The following is a 14515-nucleotide window of genomic DNA, read 5'->3' on the forward strand; positions in this document are numbered from 1 at the left end:
GACACTGATGACGAAGGTTGCGATCAACGGGTTCGGACGGATCGGGCGTCTGGTGGCGCGCGCCATCCTGGAACGTCCCGACAGCGGTCTCGAACTGGTGACGATCAACGATCTGGCCGATGCCAAGTCGAACGCCTGGCTGTTCAGCCGCGACAGCGTGCATGGCCGCTATCCGGGTGAAGTCTCCGCCGATGGCGACGATCTCGTCATCGACGGCAAGCGCATCAAGGTGACCAAGGAACGCGATCCCGCGAACCTGCCCCACGCAGCCAACGGCGTCGACCTCGTGCTCGAATGCACCGGCTTCTTCACCGATCGCGAAAGCGCGCAGAAGCATATCGATGCCGGCGCGAAGAAGGTGCTGATCTCGGCCCCGGGCAAGAATGTCGACCTGACCGTCGTCTATGGCGTCAACCACGACAAGCTCGAGGCCGGGCACACGATCGTCTCGAACGCGTCGTGCACCACCAACTGCCTCGCGCCGGTGGCAAAGGTGCTCAACGACAGCATCGGGATCGAGCGTGGCCTGATGACCACGATCCACGCCTACACCAACGATCAGAAGATCCTCGACCAGATCCATGGCGACATGCGCCGCGCCCGCGCTGCGGCGATGAGCATGATCCCGACCACCACCGGCGCCGCCCGCGCGGTGGGCGAGGTTCTGCCCGAGCTCAAGGGCAAGCTCGACGGCTCGTCGGTGCGCGTCCCCGTCCCCGACGGCTCGCTGATCGACCTGACCTTCACGCCCAAGCGCGACACGACCAGGGAAGAGGTTAATTCGATCCTCAAGGCCGCGTCGGAAAGCGGCCCGCTCAAGGGCGTGCTCGACTATACCGACGAGCCTCTGGTCTCGATCGATATCGTCCACACGCCTGCCTCATCGACCATCGACAGCCTCGAGACCGCCGTGATCGACGGCAAGCTCGTCCGCGTGGTCAGCTGGTACGACAATGAATGGGGCTTCTCGAACCGCATGGTCGACACCGCCGGCGTCATGGCGAAGCTGGGCTGAGCTTCGCGCCGCTGACTAACTCTACACCGTCACCCCCGCGAAAGCGGGGGCCCATCTCCCGCACCGTCGTAACAGCGGAACGGTCACAAGATGGGTTCCCGCTTTCGCGGGAATGACGATGGGGAGGGCGACCCGCTTTCCTACAGCCGCCGCTTTCGGTTAGGGTCGAAGCATGACGCATAGTCACCGCCTTCCGACCGCAATCGGCAGAACCAACGGACAGCCTGACACGCCCCTACACATACGCAATAACGTCAGACTTGTCAGGAACGGGTATCTCACTACCCGCGCAATCGGAGCGATCGCATGACCGGCCGCATCGCGGGCATCGCCCGCCACGCCTTCCCCAAGGGGCCGATGGAGGTCATCGACCACGCCCGCGTCACGCTCGAAGGCGGAATCGCCGGCGATTTTCGAGGTGCGATGAAGGGCAAGCCCTACAAGCGCCAGGTCAGCCTGATGGAAGCGGCCGACTGGGACGCCGCGATGGCGGAGACCGGCCATTCGATCCCGTGGGAACAGCGTCGCGCCAACCTGCTGGTCGAAGGACTCGACCTGCCCCAGATCGTCGGCGCACGGCTGCGCATCGGCGCCGATGTCGTGCTCGAGGTGCGCGACGAAACCAATCCCTGCGAGCGGATGGAAGCGCTCGCCGAAGGACTCCGCGCCGCGCTGACGCCCGACTGGCGCGGCGGCGTGCTCACCATGGTCATCCAGCCCGGCGAGATCGCCGTGGGTGACCCAATCAGGATCGAACAATGACGCGAGCTTTCAAGACCCTCGACGATATGGGCGACATCGCCGGCAAGCGCGTGCTGGTCCGCGAGGATCTGAACGTGCCGATGGCCGATGGTGCCGTCACCGACGACAACCGCTTCCGCGCCGCGGTGCAGACCGTCGCCGAACTGGCCGACCGGGGCGCGATCGTCCTGATCCTCGCCCATTTCGGTCGTCCCAAGGTCCCGAGCCCCGACCTCTCGACCGCGCAGCTCGCTCGGCCGTTCAGCCAGGTCCTGGGCCGCGAGGTCCGCTATATCGACTGGGAGGGCGACGCCGAGTCGGTTGCGACGCTACGGCCCGGCGACATCGGCCTGCTCGAAAACACCCGCTTCTTCGGCGGTGAGGAAAAGAACGATCCCGCGACGATCGACCGTTTCGCCGCATTGGGCGACCTTTACGTGAACGACGCCTTCTCCGCCGCGCACCGTGCCCATGCTTCGACCGAGGGGCTGGCGCACCGTCTGCCCGCCTTCGCCGGACGCCAGATGGAGGCCGAACTCGACGCGCTCGACAAGGCGCTGGGCAATCCCGACCACCCTGTCGCGGCGGTGGTGGGCGGCGCCAAGGTTTCGACCAAGCTCGATGTGCTCAAGGCGATGGTGGGCAAAGTCGATCACCTGATCATCGGCGGCGGCATGGCCAACACCTTCCTCGCCACGCGCGGGGTCGACGTCGGCAAGTCGCTGTGCGAGCACGACCTGACCGGCACCGCCGAGGAGATCTTCGACGCGGCGGACAAGGCCAATTGCACGATCCATCTGCCCTATGACGTGGTGGTGTCGAAGGAATTCGCCGCCAATCCGCCCAGCTTGCGCACCTGCAACGTTCACGAAGTCGCCGCCGACGAGATGATCCTCGATATCGGCCCGGCGGCGAGCGAGGCGCTGGCGGACGTGCTCAAGAATTGCCGCACGCTGGTGTGGAACGGTCCGCTCGGCGCGTTCGAGACCAAGCCGTTCGACACCGCCACCATGGCGCTCGCCCACACCGTCGCCGCGCTCACCAAGGAAGGCTCGCTGGTCTCGGTCGCAGGCGGCGGCGACACCGTCGCGGCGCTCAATCAGGCGGGCGTGTCGGGCGAGATGAGCTTCGTCTCGACCGCCGGCGGCGCGTTCCTGGAATGGATGGAAGGCAAGGAGCTGCCGGGCGTGGCCGCGCTCACCGCCTGATCGCTCAGGAGGTCGGTGCGGGCTCGTTCAGCAGCGGGATCAGGATGCGGTTGAGATCGTCGAGGTCGAACGACCCGGCCTTGGCGTACCGGACCCGGCCCGCGCGATCGATCACGAAGTTACTGGGAACGGCGTTTCCGATCGGTCCGTAGGGTCCCTTGATCCGGCGCGCCGACTCGATCGTCATCGCCGCGAAGACGGGCTTCAGGTTCCTCAGCGGCAACGAGGTTTCGGTCGTCACCGCAAAGACCCGCAGGCCGTTCTTCTTCTGCAGCCGGTAATAGGTATCGAGCAGCGGGAGTTCGCGTTTGCACGGAACGCACCAGGTCGCCCAGAAATTGATGACCACCACCTGGCCGCGCAACCCCGCCAGATCGACCTTGGTGCCATCGATCAGGGTCAGCTCGAACGGCGGCGCGGGCTGATCGACCACCGGCTGCTTGAACGGCGCGGCACCGACCGTCAGCAGCGCCAACGGCAGGCCCATGAGCCGCAGAATGATGTCGCGTCGCCCGATCATATGTTCCCCCTGGTCCGGAGGTTCGACCAATGCCCGGTCACCGTCAATCGGGGCCGCGTCATTTTTCGATCGATTGGCCAGCGTTGTCAGGCTTTTCAGCCGCTTGCCGCACTGCAATAGGCCGCGCAACAACGTGTCGGAACAGGGATGTCAGCCATGAACACCGCCGAAATGACCGCCAAGATCGCCGAAGGAAACGGCTTCATCGCCGCGCTCGACCAGTCGGGCGGTTCGACCCCAAAGGCGCTCAAGGGCTATGGTGTTTCGGACGATGCCTGGTCGACCGACGAAGAGATGTTCGGCCTCATCCATCAGATGCGCAGCCGCATCATCACCTCGCCCTGCTTCACCGGCGAGAAGGTGATCGGCGCGATCCTGTTCGAACGCACGATGGACGGGCAGGTCGACGGCAAGCCGACCCCGCAGGCGCTGATCGAGCGCGGCGTCGTTCCCTTCATCAAGATCGACAAGGGGCTGGAGGACGAGGCGAACGGCGTCCAGCTGATGAAACCGATGCCCGATCTCGACGCACTGCTGACCAAGGCCAAGGGCCTCGGCGTGTTCGGCACCAAGGAACGCTCGGTTGTCAACCTCGCCAATGCCGAGGGTATTGCCGCGGTGGTCAGGCAGCAGTTCGAGATCGGCGCGCAGGTCATCTCCCACGGGATGATGCCGATCATCGAGCCCGAGGTGAACATCAAGTCGCCCGAGCGCGCGCAGGCCGACGCGATCCTGCGCGACGAGATCCTCAAGGCGCTCGACGACCTGCCCGAGGGGCAGCAGGTCATGCTCAAGCTCTCGATCCCCGCCGAGGCCGGCCTGTTCGATCCGCTGGTCGACCATCCGAAGGTGCTGCGCGTTGTCGCTTTGTCCGGCGGCTACGCCCGTCCCGAAGCCTGTGCCGAGCTGGCGAAGAACCGCGGCATGATCGCCAGCTTCAGTCGCGCACTGCTCGAGGATCTGCGCCACGGCATGGGCGACGCCGAATTCGACGCCTCGCTCGCCGGCGCAATCCATGACATCCACAGCGCGTCGACGCGTAAGCGGGCGGCCGTGTGACCGACACGGCGCCGACGCCCGACGATGATGGGAACGCGCTTCGCTTCTTCTATCATCGCGGCGTCGCGCCGATGCTGTGGGCGCTGATGGCGATTTCGCTGGTCGAGCTCGGGGTCGTCCATCTGCTCGTCGCTTTGCTGTGGAGCGGGACTGCGGCGCTGGCTTTGTCCGTCGTGACCCTGGCCGGGCTCGGCTGGATGGTCTGGCAACTGCGCCAAATGCCTCGACGTCCGGTGCTGCTCGACGCCGACGGACTGTGGATGCGCGTTGGCACGATCCGCTCGATCCGCGTCCCGACGGCGGCGATCGCCGGGGTGCGAACCGCGATCGACCCCGCGATCCGCCGCGATCGCTCGGTGCTGCGACTGTCGCTGCTTTCCCATCCCAACGTCGTGGTCGCGCTGAATGCACCGCTTTCGGAGGGGCGCCCGATCAGCGCAATCGCCCACCGTCTCGATGATCCCGACGCTTTCGTCGCGGCGATTGAAGCGCTAGGCCACGGCCATGATCGATGACGACAACGACCTCCCGCCGCTCGGCCCCGAATTCGCTGCGCAGTTCAAGCGCGACGACAGCCGCCCACCCTGCCAGCTCTACCTGATCTCGCCGCTCGACGTCACCGGCGCGTTTCCGGATCGGCTAGCCTGCGCGCTCGATGCCGGGCCGGTCGCCGCGTTCCAGTTCCGCGTGAAGGACGTCGACCAGCACGAAGCCGCGCGGCTGGCCGAGCCGCTGCTGCGCATCTGTGCCGACCGGGAAGTGGCGTTCATCGTCAACGACAGCATCAGCCTGGCCAAGCGTCTCGGCGCCGATGGCGTGCATCTGGGGCAGGGCGATGGCGACCCGCGCGAGGCGCGCTCGATCCTCGGCCCGGCGGCGCAGATCGGCGTGACCTGCCACGATAGCCGCCATCTTGCGATGGAAGCGGGCGAGGGCGGGGCGGACTATGTCGCGTTCGGCGCCTTCTATCCCACCAGCACCAAGGAAACGCGCCATCGCCCCGACCCGGCGATCCTGTCGTGGTGGACCACGGTGTTCGAAATCCCTTGCGTCGCCATTGGCGGGATCACGCCGGACAATGCCGCACCGCTGGTGGCGGCGGGCGCGGATTTCCTTGCCGTGTCGGGCGCCGTGTGGGGAGGCGACGAGGGGGGCGCCGTTCGCGCCTTCGCGGAGGTGCTGAACGGCTGAGGCAACCCGGTTGCGCTTGCATCGTTCTTCTTCTGAAACGGATGGAGAGTGTGTGTGCGTAAATTGATAGCTGGATTGATCGGAGCCACCGTAATCGCAGGTGGTGGGGTGGCCGCGGTTCATGCGCAGAACGCGGCGGCGCCAGCTGCCAAGCCGGCCAAGCCCGGCCTGTCGCGCGATTTGCTCCACGTCCAGGTGATCCTCGACCGGCTGGGCTTCCCGCCAGGTCCGCTGGACGGACGCGACGGGGCGTCGCTCGCCTCCGCGTTGAAGGGGTTCCAGCTGTCGCGCGGCCTTCCCGTCACCGGCAAGCCCGACACGCGCACGCTGCAGGCGCTGCATCAATATCGCTCGATCCGGCCCACGCGGACGCTGCGGCTGACCGCCGACGCGCTGTCGGGCCCGTTCGTTCGGCCATGGCCCAAGGATGTGGCGGCGCAGGCGAAACTCAAGTCGATGGGCTATCGAACCGCGCTCGAGAAGCTGGCGGAGATGTTCCACACGACCCCCGAAGTCCTGATCGAGCTCAACAGCCCCGACACGCGCCTGGCGCCCGGGGTTCCGGTCGAATTCCCCAATGCAATCCCCGGGTCGCGGGATTATCCGGCCGATCTGAAGCCGGAATGGCGCAAGACGCTCAACGATCTGAACGTCGATGCGAACCAGCCAAAGGCGAACCGGGTCGTGGTCGACAAGTCGGACAAGGTCCTGCGGGTGTTCGGTCAGGACGGGAAGCTGGCCGCGCAGTTCAACGTGACCGTCGGCAGCACCCGCGACCCCCTGCCGATCGGCAGCTGGAAGGTGAACGGCGTGGCGACCAACCCGGAATTTCACTATAATCCGAAGCTGTTCTGGGACGTCAGCGACAAGAAGCCAGACGCGTTGCTCCCGCCCGGCCCCAACAGCCCGGTCGGCGTGGTGTGGATCGATCTGAGCAAGGAGCATTACGGCATCCACGGCACCCCCGAGCCGCACACGATCGGCCGCACCGAAAGCCATGGGTGCATCCGCCTGACCAACTGGGATGCTGCGCGCGTCGCGTTGATGGTCGCCCCTGGCACGCCGGTGATCTTTCAGGAATGAGCACAGTGCGGGTGGTGCTGTGGGTGATGGCGGGGTGCGCACTCGCCGCCTTCGTCTTTCTCGCAGCGACGATTCGCGTGGTCGATCCCCCGACCGCAAACGGCCAGCCAGCGCCGGTTCCGCGATCCGCCCCCACCGATCAGGCCCTCGCCGGGCCCGCCGCGTCGGTTTCGGGCCCGCTCGGCATCCCGGTCGTCGGCATCGCGCCATCGGCGTTGCGTAGCAACTGGGGAGATCCGCGCGGCGAGGGCATGCGCGCGCATCAGGGCCTCGACATTATGGCGCCCGCCAATACCCCGGTGATCGCCGCCGCGGACGGGCGCGTGGAAAAGCTGTTCTATTCGAACGGCGGGGGCGGGGTCACGCTCTATCAGCGCTCGATCGACGGCAAGTGGATCTACTATTACGCGCACCTCGCCGCCTATGCCCCCGGCATCGCCGAGGGCCGCGACCTGCGCCGGGGTGAGACGCTGGGCTATGTCGGCGACACCGGCAATGCCGGCGCGGGCAATTATCACCTGCATTTCGGCGTCGCGCGGATGGCACCGGGCGAGCGCTGGCACCAGGGCACCCCGGTCGATCCCTATCCCCTGCTTGCCGGATCGCGCGCGGGCGGCTAAGGGCCGCGCCTGTTCTTTCTCAGCACTGTAGGCGATCCCCATGAAGATCAGCGGCGTGGACATCCGTCCCGGCAACATCATCGAATATGAAAACGGCATCTGGCGCGCGGTGAAGATCCAGCACACCCAGCCGGGCAAGGGCGGCGCCTATATGCAGGTCGAGCTCAAGAACCTGCGCGACGGCCGCAAGAACAACGTCCGCTTCCGCTCGGCCGAGACGGTCGAGCGCGTGCGTCTCGACACCAAGGATTTCCAGTTCCTCTACCCCGAGGGCGATGGCCTCGTCTTCATGGACAAGGAAACCTATGACCAGGTGACGCTGCCGCGCGACCTGCTCGGCGACGCCGCCGCCTTCCTGCAGGACGGCATGGACGTCGTCATGGAGCTGTATGACGAGGAAGCGATCAGCGTCCAGCTGCCCGACACGATCGAAGCGACGATCGTCGAGGCGGACGCGGTGGTAAAGGGCCAGACGGCATCGTCGTCCTACAAACCCGCGATTCTCGACAATGGCGTGCGCATCATGGTCCCGCCACACATCGCGAGCGGCACCCGCATCGTCGTTGACGTGTACGAGCAGACCTACGTCCGCCGCGCGGATTGAGGCCGAGCGGACGAGTCAAATAGCGCAGCTATTTGCCCGATCCGCCGGCCCGGCCGGCGAGCGCAGCTCGACCGACGCGCGGGCTTTGCCCGTGCGGGGCCACAATGAAGTTTAGGAAGTAACATGGTTTCCCATTCCGGCCTCATCACCGTCATCGAGCGTGCCGCGCGCAAGGCGGGGCCGCGGCTGCGGCGCGACTTCAACGAGGTCCAGCAGTTGCAGGTCAGCCGCAAGGGGCCGGCGGACTTCGTGTCGATGGCCGACAAGCGCGCCGAGGACACGCTGATCGAGGAGCTGCGCAAGGCGCGGCCGGACTGGGGCTTCCTGGTCGAGGAGCGTGGGGCAATCGCGGGCGATCCGGACAAGCCGCGCTGGATCATCGATCCGCTCGACGGCACGACCAACTTCCTCCATGGGATCCCGCATTTCTGCATGTCGATCGCGGTCGAGGATCCGCACGGCAGCCAGGGCAAGCCCGAGATCACGCACGGCTATGTCTATCAGCCGCTGACCGACGAGAGCTTCTGGGCCGAAAAGGGCCGCGGCGCGTGGGTGCAGGACCAGCGGCTGCGCGTCTCGTCGCGCCGCGACCTGGCCGATGCGCTGATCGCGACCGGCATCCCGTTCCTGGGCCATGGCAATTTCGCCGAATGGAGCCGCATCTTCGGCGCGATCGCGCCCGAAGTCGCCGGCATCCGCCGCTTCGGCTCGGCGGCGCTCGACCTCGCCTGGGTCGCGGCGGGTCGCTATGACGGCTTCTGGGAAAGCGGCCTCAAGCCGTGGGATACGGCAGCCGGAATCCTGCTGGTCAAGGAAGCAGGCGGCTTCGTCACCGATTTCCGCGGCACGGACAATGCACAGGCCAAGGGGGAAATCCTCGCCGCCAATGACGGGCTACATTCGAAGCTGCACAAGCTGCTGGCAGGGTCGCTGCGCTAGTCGCGCAGCGCCGACCTCAGATCTTCGCCGGCGCGGGATCTTTCGCTTCTTCCGGGTACAGCAGGTCGCTGTAGTGGCCCAGGATCGCGTCCCACAGGTCGAGGTTATCGACGAATAGCGCCCGGCTGATCCCGCCTTCGTCGAGGTTCAGGTCCATCTCGATCACGGCGTCGCCATCCGAATCGAGATAGGCGCGGGCGAAGCGATATTCGGTGTTCCATTTGACCATCTCGGCCGCGCCCGCCTTGGTGTCGGTGAAGGCGGCGACGAACTGGATCGAGGTGCAGTTCGCATTCTTCTCGCACCCGTAGAAATAGATCCTGAACTTGGTCCCCTGCTCGAACGTGGCCTCAATCAGCGGATCGCCCTGCTTGTCCGCTTCGATCGTTGCCCAGAAATTCTGCTCGCGCAGGATCGCGGAAATCACCTTGGGGTCGGCGGTAACGTTCTGGGCGATCGCCGGAGACGTCGTGGCAACCGTCGTCAGGGCCAGGGTCGCGGCAAGCGCGAAAGTGCGTAGCATCGATGGAGTCCCCCGTTTGAATCCGGCACGAGGTTAGTAGGGCGGATCGCCGTCGGCAATCGCCCGAACGCTTGGGCTAAGCACTATTTGTTGCGAGTGATTCTCACGGGTTTCCGCCCTTGATGCCCCCCTGCCATCGGCCTAAAGCGACCCCTAGATTCCGCAACCGCGAGGGGCCGTCTTGGTCGACCTTATCGAATATCTGCCGATCCTGCTGTTCCTGGGGGTGGCGCTGGTGCTGTCGAGCGCCTTTGTCTTCCTGCCCATGATCGCGGCCCGCTTCACCGGCGCGCATCAGCCGACGCCGGAAAAGCTCACCGAATATGAATGCGGCTTCCCCGCGTTCGAGGATTCGCGCAGTCAGTTCGACGTGCGCTTCTACCTCGTCGCGATCCTGTTCATCATCTTCGACCTCGAGGCTGCCTTTCTCTTCCCGTGGGCGGTGTCGGTGTTCGATCTGGGCTGGGCCGCGTGGATTTCGATGATGATCTTCATCGGCGAACTCGGCCTTGGCCTCGCTTATGCGTGGAAGGTCGGCGCGCTGGATTGGGAATGAGTATCGTGAACCAGACTTCTCCGATCCTGAACGCACAGGGACAGCCGATGGCGGCGCCCACAACCGGTGCGGTGGTCCAGCCAGATGCAGCGTTCTTCAACGACCTGAATGGCGAGCTGGGCGATAAGGGCTTTCTCGTCACCTCGACCGAAGAGCTGTTCCAGTGGGCACGCACCGGCTCGCTGTGGTGGATGACCTTCGGCCTCGCCTGCTGCGCGGTCGAGATGATCCACGTCAACATGCCGCGCTATGACATGGAGCGGTTCGGCGCCGCGCCGCGCGCATCGCCGCGCCAGTCCGACGTGATGATCGTCGCGGGCACGCTGTGCAACAAGATGGCCCCGGCGCTGCGCCGCGTCTACGACCAGATGTCGGAGCCGAAATACGTCATTTCGATGGGCAGCTGCGCCAATGGCGGCGGCTATTATCACTATAGCTACAGCGTCGTGCGCGGCTGTGACCGGATCGTGCCCGTCGACATCTACGTCCCCGGCTGTCCGCCGACCGCCGAGGCGCTGCTCTACGGCGTGATGCAGCTCCAGCGGAAGATCCGCCGCATCGGCACGGTGACGCGGTGAGGGCGCCGGCTCCGAAATACGCCGCCAATGACGGCGTGATCGCGGCGGCGCAGGCGGCGCTGGGCGACATGCTGATCGAGGCGACCGATCTGGTCGGCGAGGTGAACCTGACCGTCGATCGCGCGCGCCTGCCGCAGGCGATGATCGCGCTGCGCGACGGCGCAATGCTGCAATATCAGGCGCTGATGGAGATCGCCGGGGTCGACTATCCCGAGCGCGCCGAGCGGTTCGACGTCTGCTACATGCTGCTCAGCTACACCCGCAACCACCGCATCCGCGTGCGCGTGACGACGGACGAGGTGCAGCCGGTGCCGTCGGTGACGTCGATCTGGCCGGTCGCCGGCTGGCTCGAGCGCGAAGTGTACGACATGTATGGCGTGCTGTTCGAGGGGAATGAGGACCTGCGCCGCATTCTCACCGACTATGGCTTTCGCGGCCACCCGCAGCGCAAGGACTTCCCGCTCTCCGGCTTCGTCGAGCTGCGCTATTCGGAAGCGGAGAAGCGCGTGGTCTATGAGCCGGTGCAGCTGGCGCAGGACTTCCGCAATTTCGACTTCATGAGCCCGTGGGAGGGCGCCGAATATATCCTGCCGGGCGACGAAAAGGCGCCCGCTCAGCCTGCACCTGCTGCTCCGGCTCCAAAGGCCGAGGAAAAGCCCGCCGCCCCCGAGGCGAAGGGCGCCCCGACGCCCGCTAGCGCGGAAGCGGTGAAGGAAGCCGATGATTCGGTGAAGCCGGTCAAGGCGCGCGTCCGCAAGCCCAAGACGACCGACAGCGTCAAGGATACCGGTATCGGCAAGGCAACGCCGGAGGCGGGCGCCGAGCCGGCCGATCCCGACGTGCCACAGGCCGATGCCAAACAGCCCCGCAAGCCGCGCGCGCCGCGCAAGCCGAAGGGGGAGGAGTGATGCGCTCCCTTCTCCCGCTCGCCCTGAGCTTGTCGAAGGGCCGTTCTTTCTTTTCCGCCGTCCAAAGTGAAGGACGGGGCTTCGACAAGCTCAGCCTGAACGGGTTGGGAGGTATGAATGTCTGAGTATCTCGAAGAAATCGCCGGTCGCACCGACGCCGCCGATCCCAGCGTCGGCGACACCGAAATCGCCAACTACACGATCAACTTCGGCCCGCAGCACCCCGCGGCGCACGGCGTGCTGCGCCTCGTCACCGAACTCGACGGCGAGATTATCGAGCGGATCGACCCGCATGTAGGCCTGCTCCACCGCGGCACCGAAAAGCTGATCGAGTACAAGACCTATACCCAGGCGCTCCCGTACATGGATCGCCTCGACTATTGCTCGCCGCTGGCGATGGAGCACAGCTTCGTGCTCGCGGTCGAAAAGCTGCTCGACCTCGAGGTACCGGTGCGCGCGCAATATCTGCGCGTGTTCTTCGCCGAGCTGACCCGCATCTGCAACCACATGCTCAACCTCGGCGCGCACGTCATGGACGTCGGCGCGATGACGCCGAACCTGTGGATGTTCGAGCTGCGCGAGGATTGCCTCAACTTCTTCGAGCGCATGTCGGGCGCGCGCATGCACCACAATTACCTGCGCCCCGGCGGCGTCCATCAGGACGTGCCGCTCAAGCTGCTGACCGATATCGCCGACTGGCTCGACACGCGCCTGCCCACGCTGTTCGGCGACGCGATCAGCCTGGTCGCGGAAAACCGCATCTTCAAACAGCGCAACGTCGACATCGCCATCGTCAACCGCGACGACGCGGTGAAATGGGGCTTTTCCGGTCCGATGATCCGCGCGGCGGGCATTCCGTGGGACCTGCGCAAGTCGCAGCCCTATGACGTGTACGACCGCATGGATTTCGAGATCCCGGTCGGCACGCGCGGCGACTGCTATGACCGCTTCATGGTCCGCGTCGAGGAGGTGTATCAGTCCGCGCGCATCATGAAGCAGTGCCTCAACGAAATGCCGTCGGGCCCGATCGCGTCGCTCGATCGCAAGGTGGTGCCGCCCAAGCGCGCCGAGATGAAACAGTCGATGGAAGCGCTGATCCATCACTTCAAGCTGTACACCGAGGGCTTCCACGTCCCCGCCGGCGAGGTGTACGTCGCGACCGAAAGCCCCAAGGGCGAGTTCGGCATCTACATGGTCAGCGACGGCAGCAACAAGCCGTACCGCTGCAAGATCCGCCCGACCGCGTTCAGCCATTTGCAGGCGATGGACTTCATGTCGCGCGGCCACATGCTGGCGGACATCACCGCGATTCTGGGCGCGATGGATATCGTGTTCGGGGAGTGCGACCGGTGAGGTTGCTTCGCGATCTTGGGCTGTCGGTCGTGCTCACACTGGCGATGCCGATCATAATCCTCGCGATCTACGCGGGTTATTCGATGTTTGGAGATCCGTGGGGCGATCTCGTGATGGGCGCCATTGCGATCATCCTCGGTGCTGCCGTTCTTTATTATCTGGTGCTGGCGACGAAGCTCGGCATTTCGGTCGCTCGTTTGCGTGGTGCGGCGAAGAGTCCGGGGGCGAACCATGGCTGACGCCCTCACCCTTCAGGACGCCCCCGTGAGCACCCGCATCGCCACCGCGCACGCAATGATCGCGCATTACAACGCGCAGGATGCCGACGCCTATGTGGCGCTGATGACCGACGATGCCTGTGAAGCGGGCTATCGCGGCGCGGTGCTGCGTGAAGGCAAGGAAGGCATCCGCACGGGGCTTAAGGCGATGTTCGCCCAGTTTCCGCACAACCGCGCCGACATCCTGACCAGCTATGAGCTGGGGGAGACGGTGCTGCTCCACGAAAATGTCTCGCGCGCGCCCGATGGCGAGCAGTTCGAGGTCATGTCCATCTACACCTTCAGCGGCGACCGAGTGAGCCGCGTGGAGTTCATCCGCTAATGGCCGACGCAAACGCAATCGAAGACACGCCGGAACTCCGCGCACGTTGGGGCAATTTCGCCTGGACGCCGGAGAACGCCGCCAAGGCCGCGACCATCCGTGCGCGCTATCCCGAGGGGCGGCAGATGAGCTGCACCATCCCCTATCTCGACCTCGCCCAGCGTCAGGTCGGGGCGGAGACGGATACGCAGGGGTGGCTGCCGATCCCGGTGATCGAATTCGTCGCGCGGGAGCTCGACATGGCGGTGATCCGCGTGCTGGAGGTCGCGACCTTCTACACGATGTTCAACATGCACCCGGTCGGCAAATATCATGTGCAGGTATGCGGCACGACGCCGTGCTGGCTGCGCGGATCGGACGAGGTGTTCGCCGCGTGCAAGAACCGCGGCATGGCCAAGGGCAAGACCACGCCCGACGGCCTGTTCACGCTGACCGAGGTCGAGTGCATGGGCAATTGCGCGTCGGCGCCGATGGTCCAGATCAACGACGATAATTTCGAAGACCTCGACTATGATCGCACCGCCGCGATCCTCGACGCGCTGGCGCGGGGCGAGAGCCCCAAGGCTGGCACGCAGGAGCCGGGCCGCCACACCGTCGAGCCGCTGGGCGGGCCGACGACGCTGACCGCGATGGTGTCCGAGAACCACGACTATCGGGGGGAATGGTGATGCCTGAACCCGTCCGCAAAGGCCTGCCGGTCATCGGCATCGTCTTCCTCCTGCTCGCGATCCTGAAGTTCGTGCAGGGCGGGAATTGGGTCGTATGGCTGATCCTCGCGATCCTGTTTGGCGCGATGCGCCTGTTGCCGTCGAGCGAGTCCACCGCCTCTGATCCGGAGCACAAGGCATGAGCAAGAACACGATCTTCACGATCCTCGCCATCATCGGTGGCATCGTCGTCGCGATCTGGGCGCTGAAACTCGCCGCGAAGCTGTTCGTCCCGCTGCTCGTCATCGGCGCGGGCGTCGCGATCTACCTCGCGGTCAAGGACAACAAGCGTATCGGGGGACCGCGCTAA

At 65.5% G+C, this 14515-nt stretch carries 21 protein-coding genes; 19 read left to right on the forward strand and 2 right to left on the reverse strand.

Going from position 1 to position 14515, the window contains the following annotated elements:
- The first annotated feature begins 4 nt into the window (after nucleotides 1–4).
- The 3 genes from gap (at nucleotide 5) to ABS767_RS15120 (ending at nucleotide 2964) form a co-directional block, all read left to right on the forward strand.
- The gene (gap, locus tag ABS767_RS15110) at nucleotides 5–1015 is read left to right on the forward strand and encodes a type I glyceraldehyde-3-phosphate dehydrogenase (protein ID WP_408080731.1); all 1011 of its coding nucleotides are present in this window, start codon (nucleotides 5–7) and stop codon (nucleotides 1013–1015) included.
- A 306-nt stretch (nucleotides 1016–1321) separates the two neighbouring features.
- A complete protein-coding gene (locus tag ABS767_RS15115) occupies nucleotides 1322–1777 on the forward strand; it encodes an MOSC domain-containing protein (RefSeq protein ID WP_408079838.1) in 456 nt (151 codons plus the stop codon).
- Nucleotides 1774–2964: a phosphoglycerate kinase gene (locus ABS767_RS15120; RefSeq protein ID WP_408079842.1), complete on the forward strand. Its 1191-nt coding sequence runs from the start codon at nucleotides 1774–1776 to the stop codon at nucleotides 2962–2964. Before ABS767_RS15115 ends, ABS767_RS15120 begins: the two co-directional genes overlap by 4 nt.
- A gap of 4 nt (nucleotides 2965–2968) precedes the next feature.
- On the opposite strand, the gene ABS767_RS15125 is transcribed toward ABS767_RS15120, so the two are convergent.
- Nucleotides 2969–3484, reverse strand: a complete 516-nt coding sequence (locus ABS767_RS15125; protein WP_408079844.1) for a TlpA family protein disulfide reductase — start codon at nucleotides 3482–3484, stop codon at nucleotides 2969–2971.
- A 156-nt stretch (nucleotides 3485–3640) separates the two neighbouring features.
- Between ABS767_RS15125 and ABS767_RS15130 the strand changes: the two genes are divergently transcribed.
- From ABS767_RS15130 to ABS767_RS15160, 7 genes are all read left to right on the forward strand, one after another.
- A complete protein-coding gene (locus ABS767_RS15130) occupies nucleotides 3641–4543 on the forward strand; it encodes a fructose bisphosphate aldolase (protein ID WP_408079846.1) in 903 nt (300 codons plus the stop codon).
- Nucleotides 4540–5058, forward strand: a complete 519-nt coding sequence (locus ABS767_RS15135; protein WP_408079848.1) for a hypothetical protein — start codon at nucleotides 4540–4542, stop codon at nucleotides 5056–5058. The genes ABS767_RS15130 and ABS767_RS15135 overlap by 4 nt, the downstream gene beginning before the upstream one ends.
- Complete coding sequence (gene thiE / locus ABS767_RS15140; RefSeq protein ID WP_408079849.1) at nucleotides 5048–5734, forward strand: thiamine phosphate synthase; 687 nt, start codon at nucleotides 5048–5050, stop codon at nucleotides 5732–5734. The genes ABS767_RS15135 and thiE overlap by 11 nt, the downstream gene beginning before the upstream one ends.
- A gap of 108 nt (nucleotides 5735–5842) precedes the next feature.
- Entirely contained in the window at nucleotides 5843–6817 is a 975-nt protein-coding gene (locus ABS767_RS15145) for a L,D-transpeptidase family protein (protein WP_408079850.1), read from the forward strand.
- Complete coding sequence (locus ABS767_RS15150; protein WP_408079852.1) at nucleotides 6814–7437, forward strand: M23 family metallopeptidase; 624 nt, start codon at nucleotides 6814–6816, stop codon at nucleotides 7435–7437. The genes ABS767_RS15145 and ABS767_RS15150 overlap by 4 nt, the downstream gene beginning before the upstream one ends.
- 40 nt (nucleotides 7438–7477) lie before the next feature.
- Nucleotides 7478–8041 (forward strand): elongation factor P, encoded by a 564-nt coding sequence (gene efp / locus ABS767_RS15155; protein ID WP_257846149.1) that lies wholly within the window; start codon nucleotides 7478–7480, stop codon nucleotides 8039–8041.
- 123 nt (nucleotides 8042–8164) lie between these two features.
- Entirely contained in the window at nucleotides 8165–8980 is an 816-nt protein-coding gene (locus tag ABS767_RS15160) for an inositol monophosphatase family protein (protein ID WP_408079855.1), read from the forward strand.
- A gap of 16 nt (nucleotides 8981–8996) precedes the next feature.
- Here the strand turns inward: ABS767_RS15160 and ABS767_RS15165 are convergent, their stop codons facing one another.
- Nucleotides 8997–9503, reverse strand: a complete 507-nt coding sequence (locus tag ABS767_RS15165) for a YbjN domain-containing protein (RefSeq protein ID WP_408079857.1) — start codon at nucleotides 9501–9503, stop codon at nucleotides 8997–8999.
- A 181-nt stretch (nucleotides 9504–9684) separates the two neighbouring features.
- Between ABS767_RS15165 and ndhC the strand changes: the two genes are divergently transcribed.
- The 9 genes from ndhC to ABS767_RS15210 all read left to right on the forward strand — a co-directional run bounded on the left by ndhC (nucleotide 9685) and on the right by ABS767_RS15210 (nucleotide 14515).
- Nucleotides 9685–10059: an NADH-quinone oxidoreductase subunit A gene (gene ndhC, locus ABS767_RS15170; RefSeq protein WP_408079859.1), complete on the forward strand. Its 375-nt coding sequence runs from the start codon at nucleotides 9685–9687 to the stop codon at nucleotides 10057–10059.
- A gap of 47 nt (nucleotides 10060–10106) precedes the next feature.
- The gene (locus tag ABS767_RS15175) at nucleotides 10107–10637 is read left to right on the forward strand and encodes a NuoB/complex I 20 kDa subunit family protein (RefSeq protein WP_408080733.1); all 531 of its coding nucleotides are present in this window, start codon (nucleotides 10107–10109) and stop codon (nucleotides 10635–10637) included.
- Nucleotides 10634–11545 carry an NADH-quinone oxidoreductase subunit C gene (locus ABS767_RS15180; protein WP_408079861.1) on the forward strand — a complete coding sequence of 304 codons (912 nt, stop codon included), beginning with the start codon at nucleotides 10634–10636 and terminating at the stop codon, nucleotides 11543–11545. Before ABS767_RS15175 ends, ABS767_RS15180 begins: the two co-directional genes overlap by 4 nt.
- Nucleotides 11546–11662: 117 nt before the next feature.
- Nucleotides 11663–12898 carry an NADH-quinone oxidoreductase subunit D gene (locus tag ABS767_RS15185; RefSeq protein WP_408079863.1) on the forward strand — a complete coding sequence of 412 codons (1236 nt, stop codon included), beginning with the start codon at nucleotides 11663–11665 and terminating at the stop codon, nucleotides 12896–12898.
- A complete protein-coding gene (locus ABS767_RS15190) occupies nucleotides 12895–13137 on the forward strand; it encodes a hypothetical protein (RefSeq protein WP_408079865.1) in 243 nt (80 codons plus the stop codon). The genes ABS767_RS15185 and ABS767_RS15190 overlap by 4 nt, the downstream gene beginning before the upstream one ends.
- Nucleotides 13130–13498, forward strand: a complete 369-nt coding sequence (locus ABS767_RS15195; protein WP_408079867.1) for a nuclear transport factor 2 family protein — start codon at nucleotides 13130–13132, stop codon at nucleotides 13496–13498. The genes ABS767_RS15190 and ABS767_RS15195 overlap by 8 nt, the downstream gene beginning before the upstream one ends.
- The gene (locus tag ABS767_RS15200; RefSeq protein WP_408079869.1) at nucleotides 13498–14166 is read left to right on the forward strand and encodes a complex I 24 kDa subunit family protein; all 669 of its coding nucleotides are present in this window, start codon (nucleotides 13498–13500) and stop codon (nucleotides 14164–14166) included. The genes ABS767_RS15195 and ABS767_RS15200 overlap by 1 nt, the downstream gene beginning before the upstream one ends.
- Complete coding sequence (locus ABS767_RS15205) at nucleotides 14166–14348, forward strand: hypothetical protein (protein WP_408079871.1); 183 nt, start codon at nucleotides 14166–14168, stop codon at nucleotides 14346–14348. Before ABS767_RS15200 ends, ABS767_RS15205 begins: the two co-directional genes overlap by 1 nt.
- On the forward strand, nucleotides 14345–14515 hold the full coding sequence (locus ABS767_RS15210) for a hypothetical protein (RefSeq protein ID WP_156442874.1): 171 nt from the start codon (nucleotides 14345–14347) through the stop codon (nucleotides 14513–14515). The genes ABS767_RS15205 and ABS767_RS15210 overlap by 4 nt, the downstream gene beginning before the upstream one ends.

This window comes from Sphingomonas plantiphila, assembly GCF_046000505.1.
Classification (GTDB): Bacteria; Pseudomonadota; Alphaproteobacteria; order Sphingomonadales; family Sphingomonadaceae; genus Sphingomonas; species Sphingomonas plantiphila.

Coding starts and splice junctions, on each gene's coding strand:
- ABS767_RS15185 (WP_408079863.1), top strand. CDS start 11,663: ATGTCTGAGTATCTCGAAGAAATCGCCGGTCGCACCGACGCCGCCGAT.
- ABS767_RS15120 (WP_408079842.1), top strand. CDS start 1,774: ATGACGCGAGCTTTCAAGACCCTCGACGATATGGGCGACATCGCCGGC.
- ABS767_RS15210 (WP_156442874.1), top strand. CDS start 14,345: ATGAGCAAGAACACGATCTTCACGATCCTCGCCATCATCGGTGGCATC.
- ABS767_RS15195 (WP_408079867.1), top strand. CDS start 13,130: ATGGCTGACGCCCTCACCCTTCAGGACGCCCCCGTGAGCACCCGCATC.
- ABS767_RS15115 (WP_408079838.1), top strand. CDS start 1,322: ATGACCGGCCGCATCGCGGGCATCGCCCGCCACGCCTTCCCCAAGGGG.
- ABS767_RS15130 (WP_408079846.1), top strand. CDS start 3,641: ATGAACACCGCCGAAATGACCGCCAAGATCGCCGAAGGAAACGGCTTC.
- ABS767_RS15205 (WP_408079871.1), top strand. CDS start 14,166: ATGCCTGAACCCGTCCGCAAAGGCCTGCCGGTCATCGGCATCGTCTTC.
- ABS767_RS15150 (WP_408079852.1), top strand. CDS start 6,814: ATGAGCACAGTGCGGGTGGTGCTGTGGGTGATGGCGGGGTGCGCACTC.
- ABS767_RS15125 (WP_408079844.1), bottom strand. CDS start 3,484: ATGATCGGGCGACGCGACATCATTCTGCGGCTCATGGGCCTGCCGTTG.
- ABS767_RS15175 (WP_408080733.1), top strand. CDS start 10,107: ATGGCGGCGCCCACAACCGGTGCGGTGGTCCAGCCAGATGCAGCGTTC.
- thiE (WP_408079849.1), top strand. CDS start 5,048: ATGATCGATGACGACAACGACCTCCCGCCGCTCGGCCCCGAATTCGCT.
- efp (WP_257846149.1), top strand. CDS start 7,478: ATGAAGATCAGCGGCGTGGACATCCGTCCCGGCAACATCATCGAATAT.
- ABS767_RS15160 (WP_408079855.1), top strand. CDS start 8,165: ATGGTTTCCCATTCCGGCCTCATCACCGTCATCGAGCGTGCCGCGCGC.
- ABS767_RS15165 (WP_408079857.1), bottom strand. CDS start 9,503: ATGCTACGCACTTTCGCGCTTGCCGCGACCCTGGCCCTGACGACGGTT.
- ABS767_RS15200 (WP_408079869.1), top strand. CDS start 13,498: ATGGCCGACGCAAACGCAATCGAAGACACGCCGGAACTCCGCGCACGT.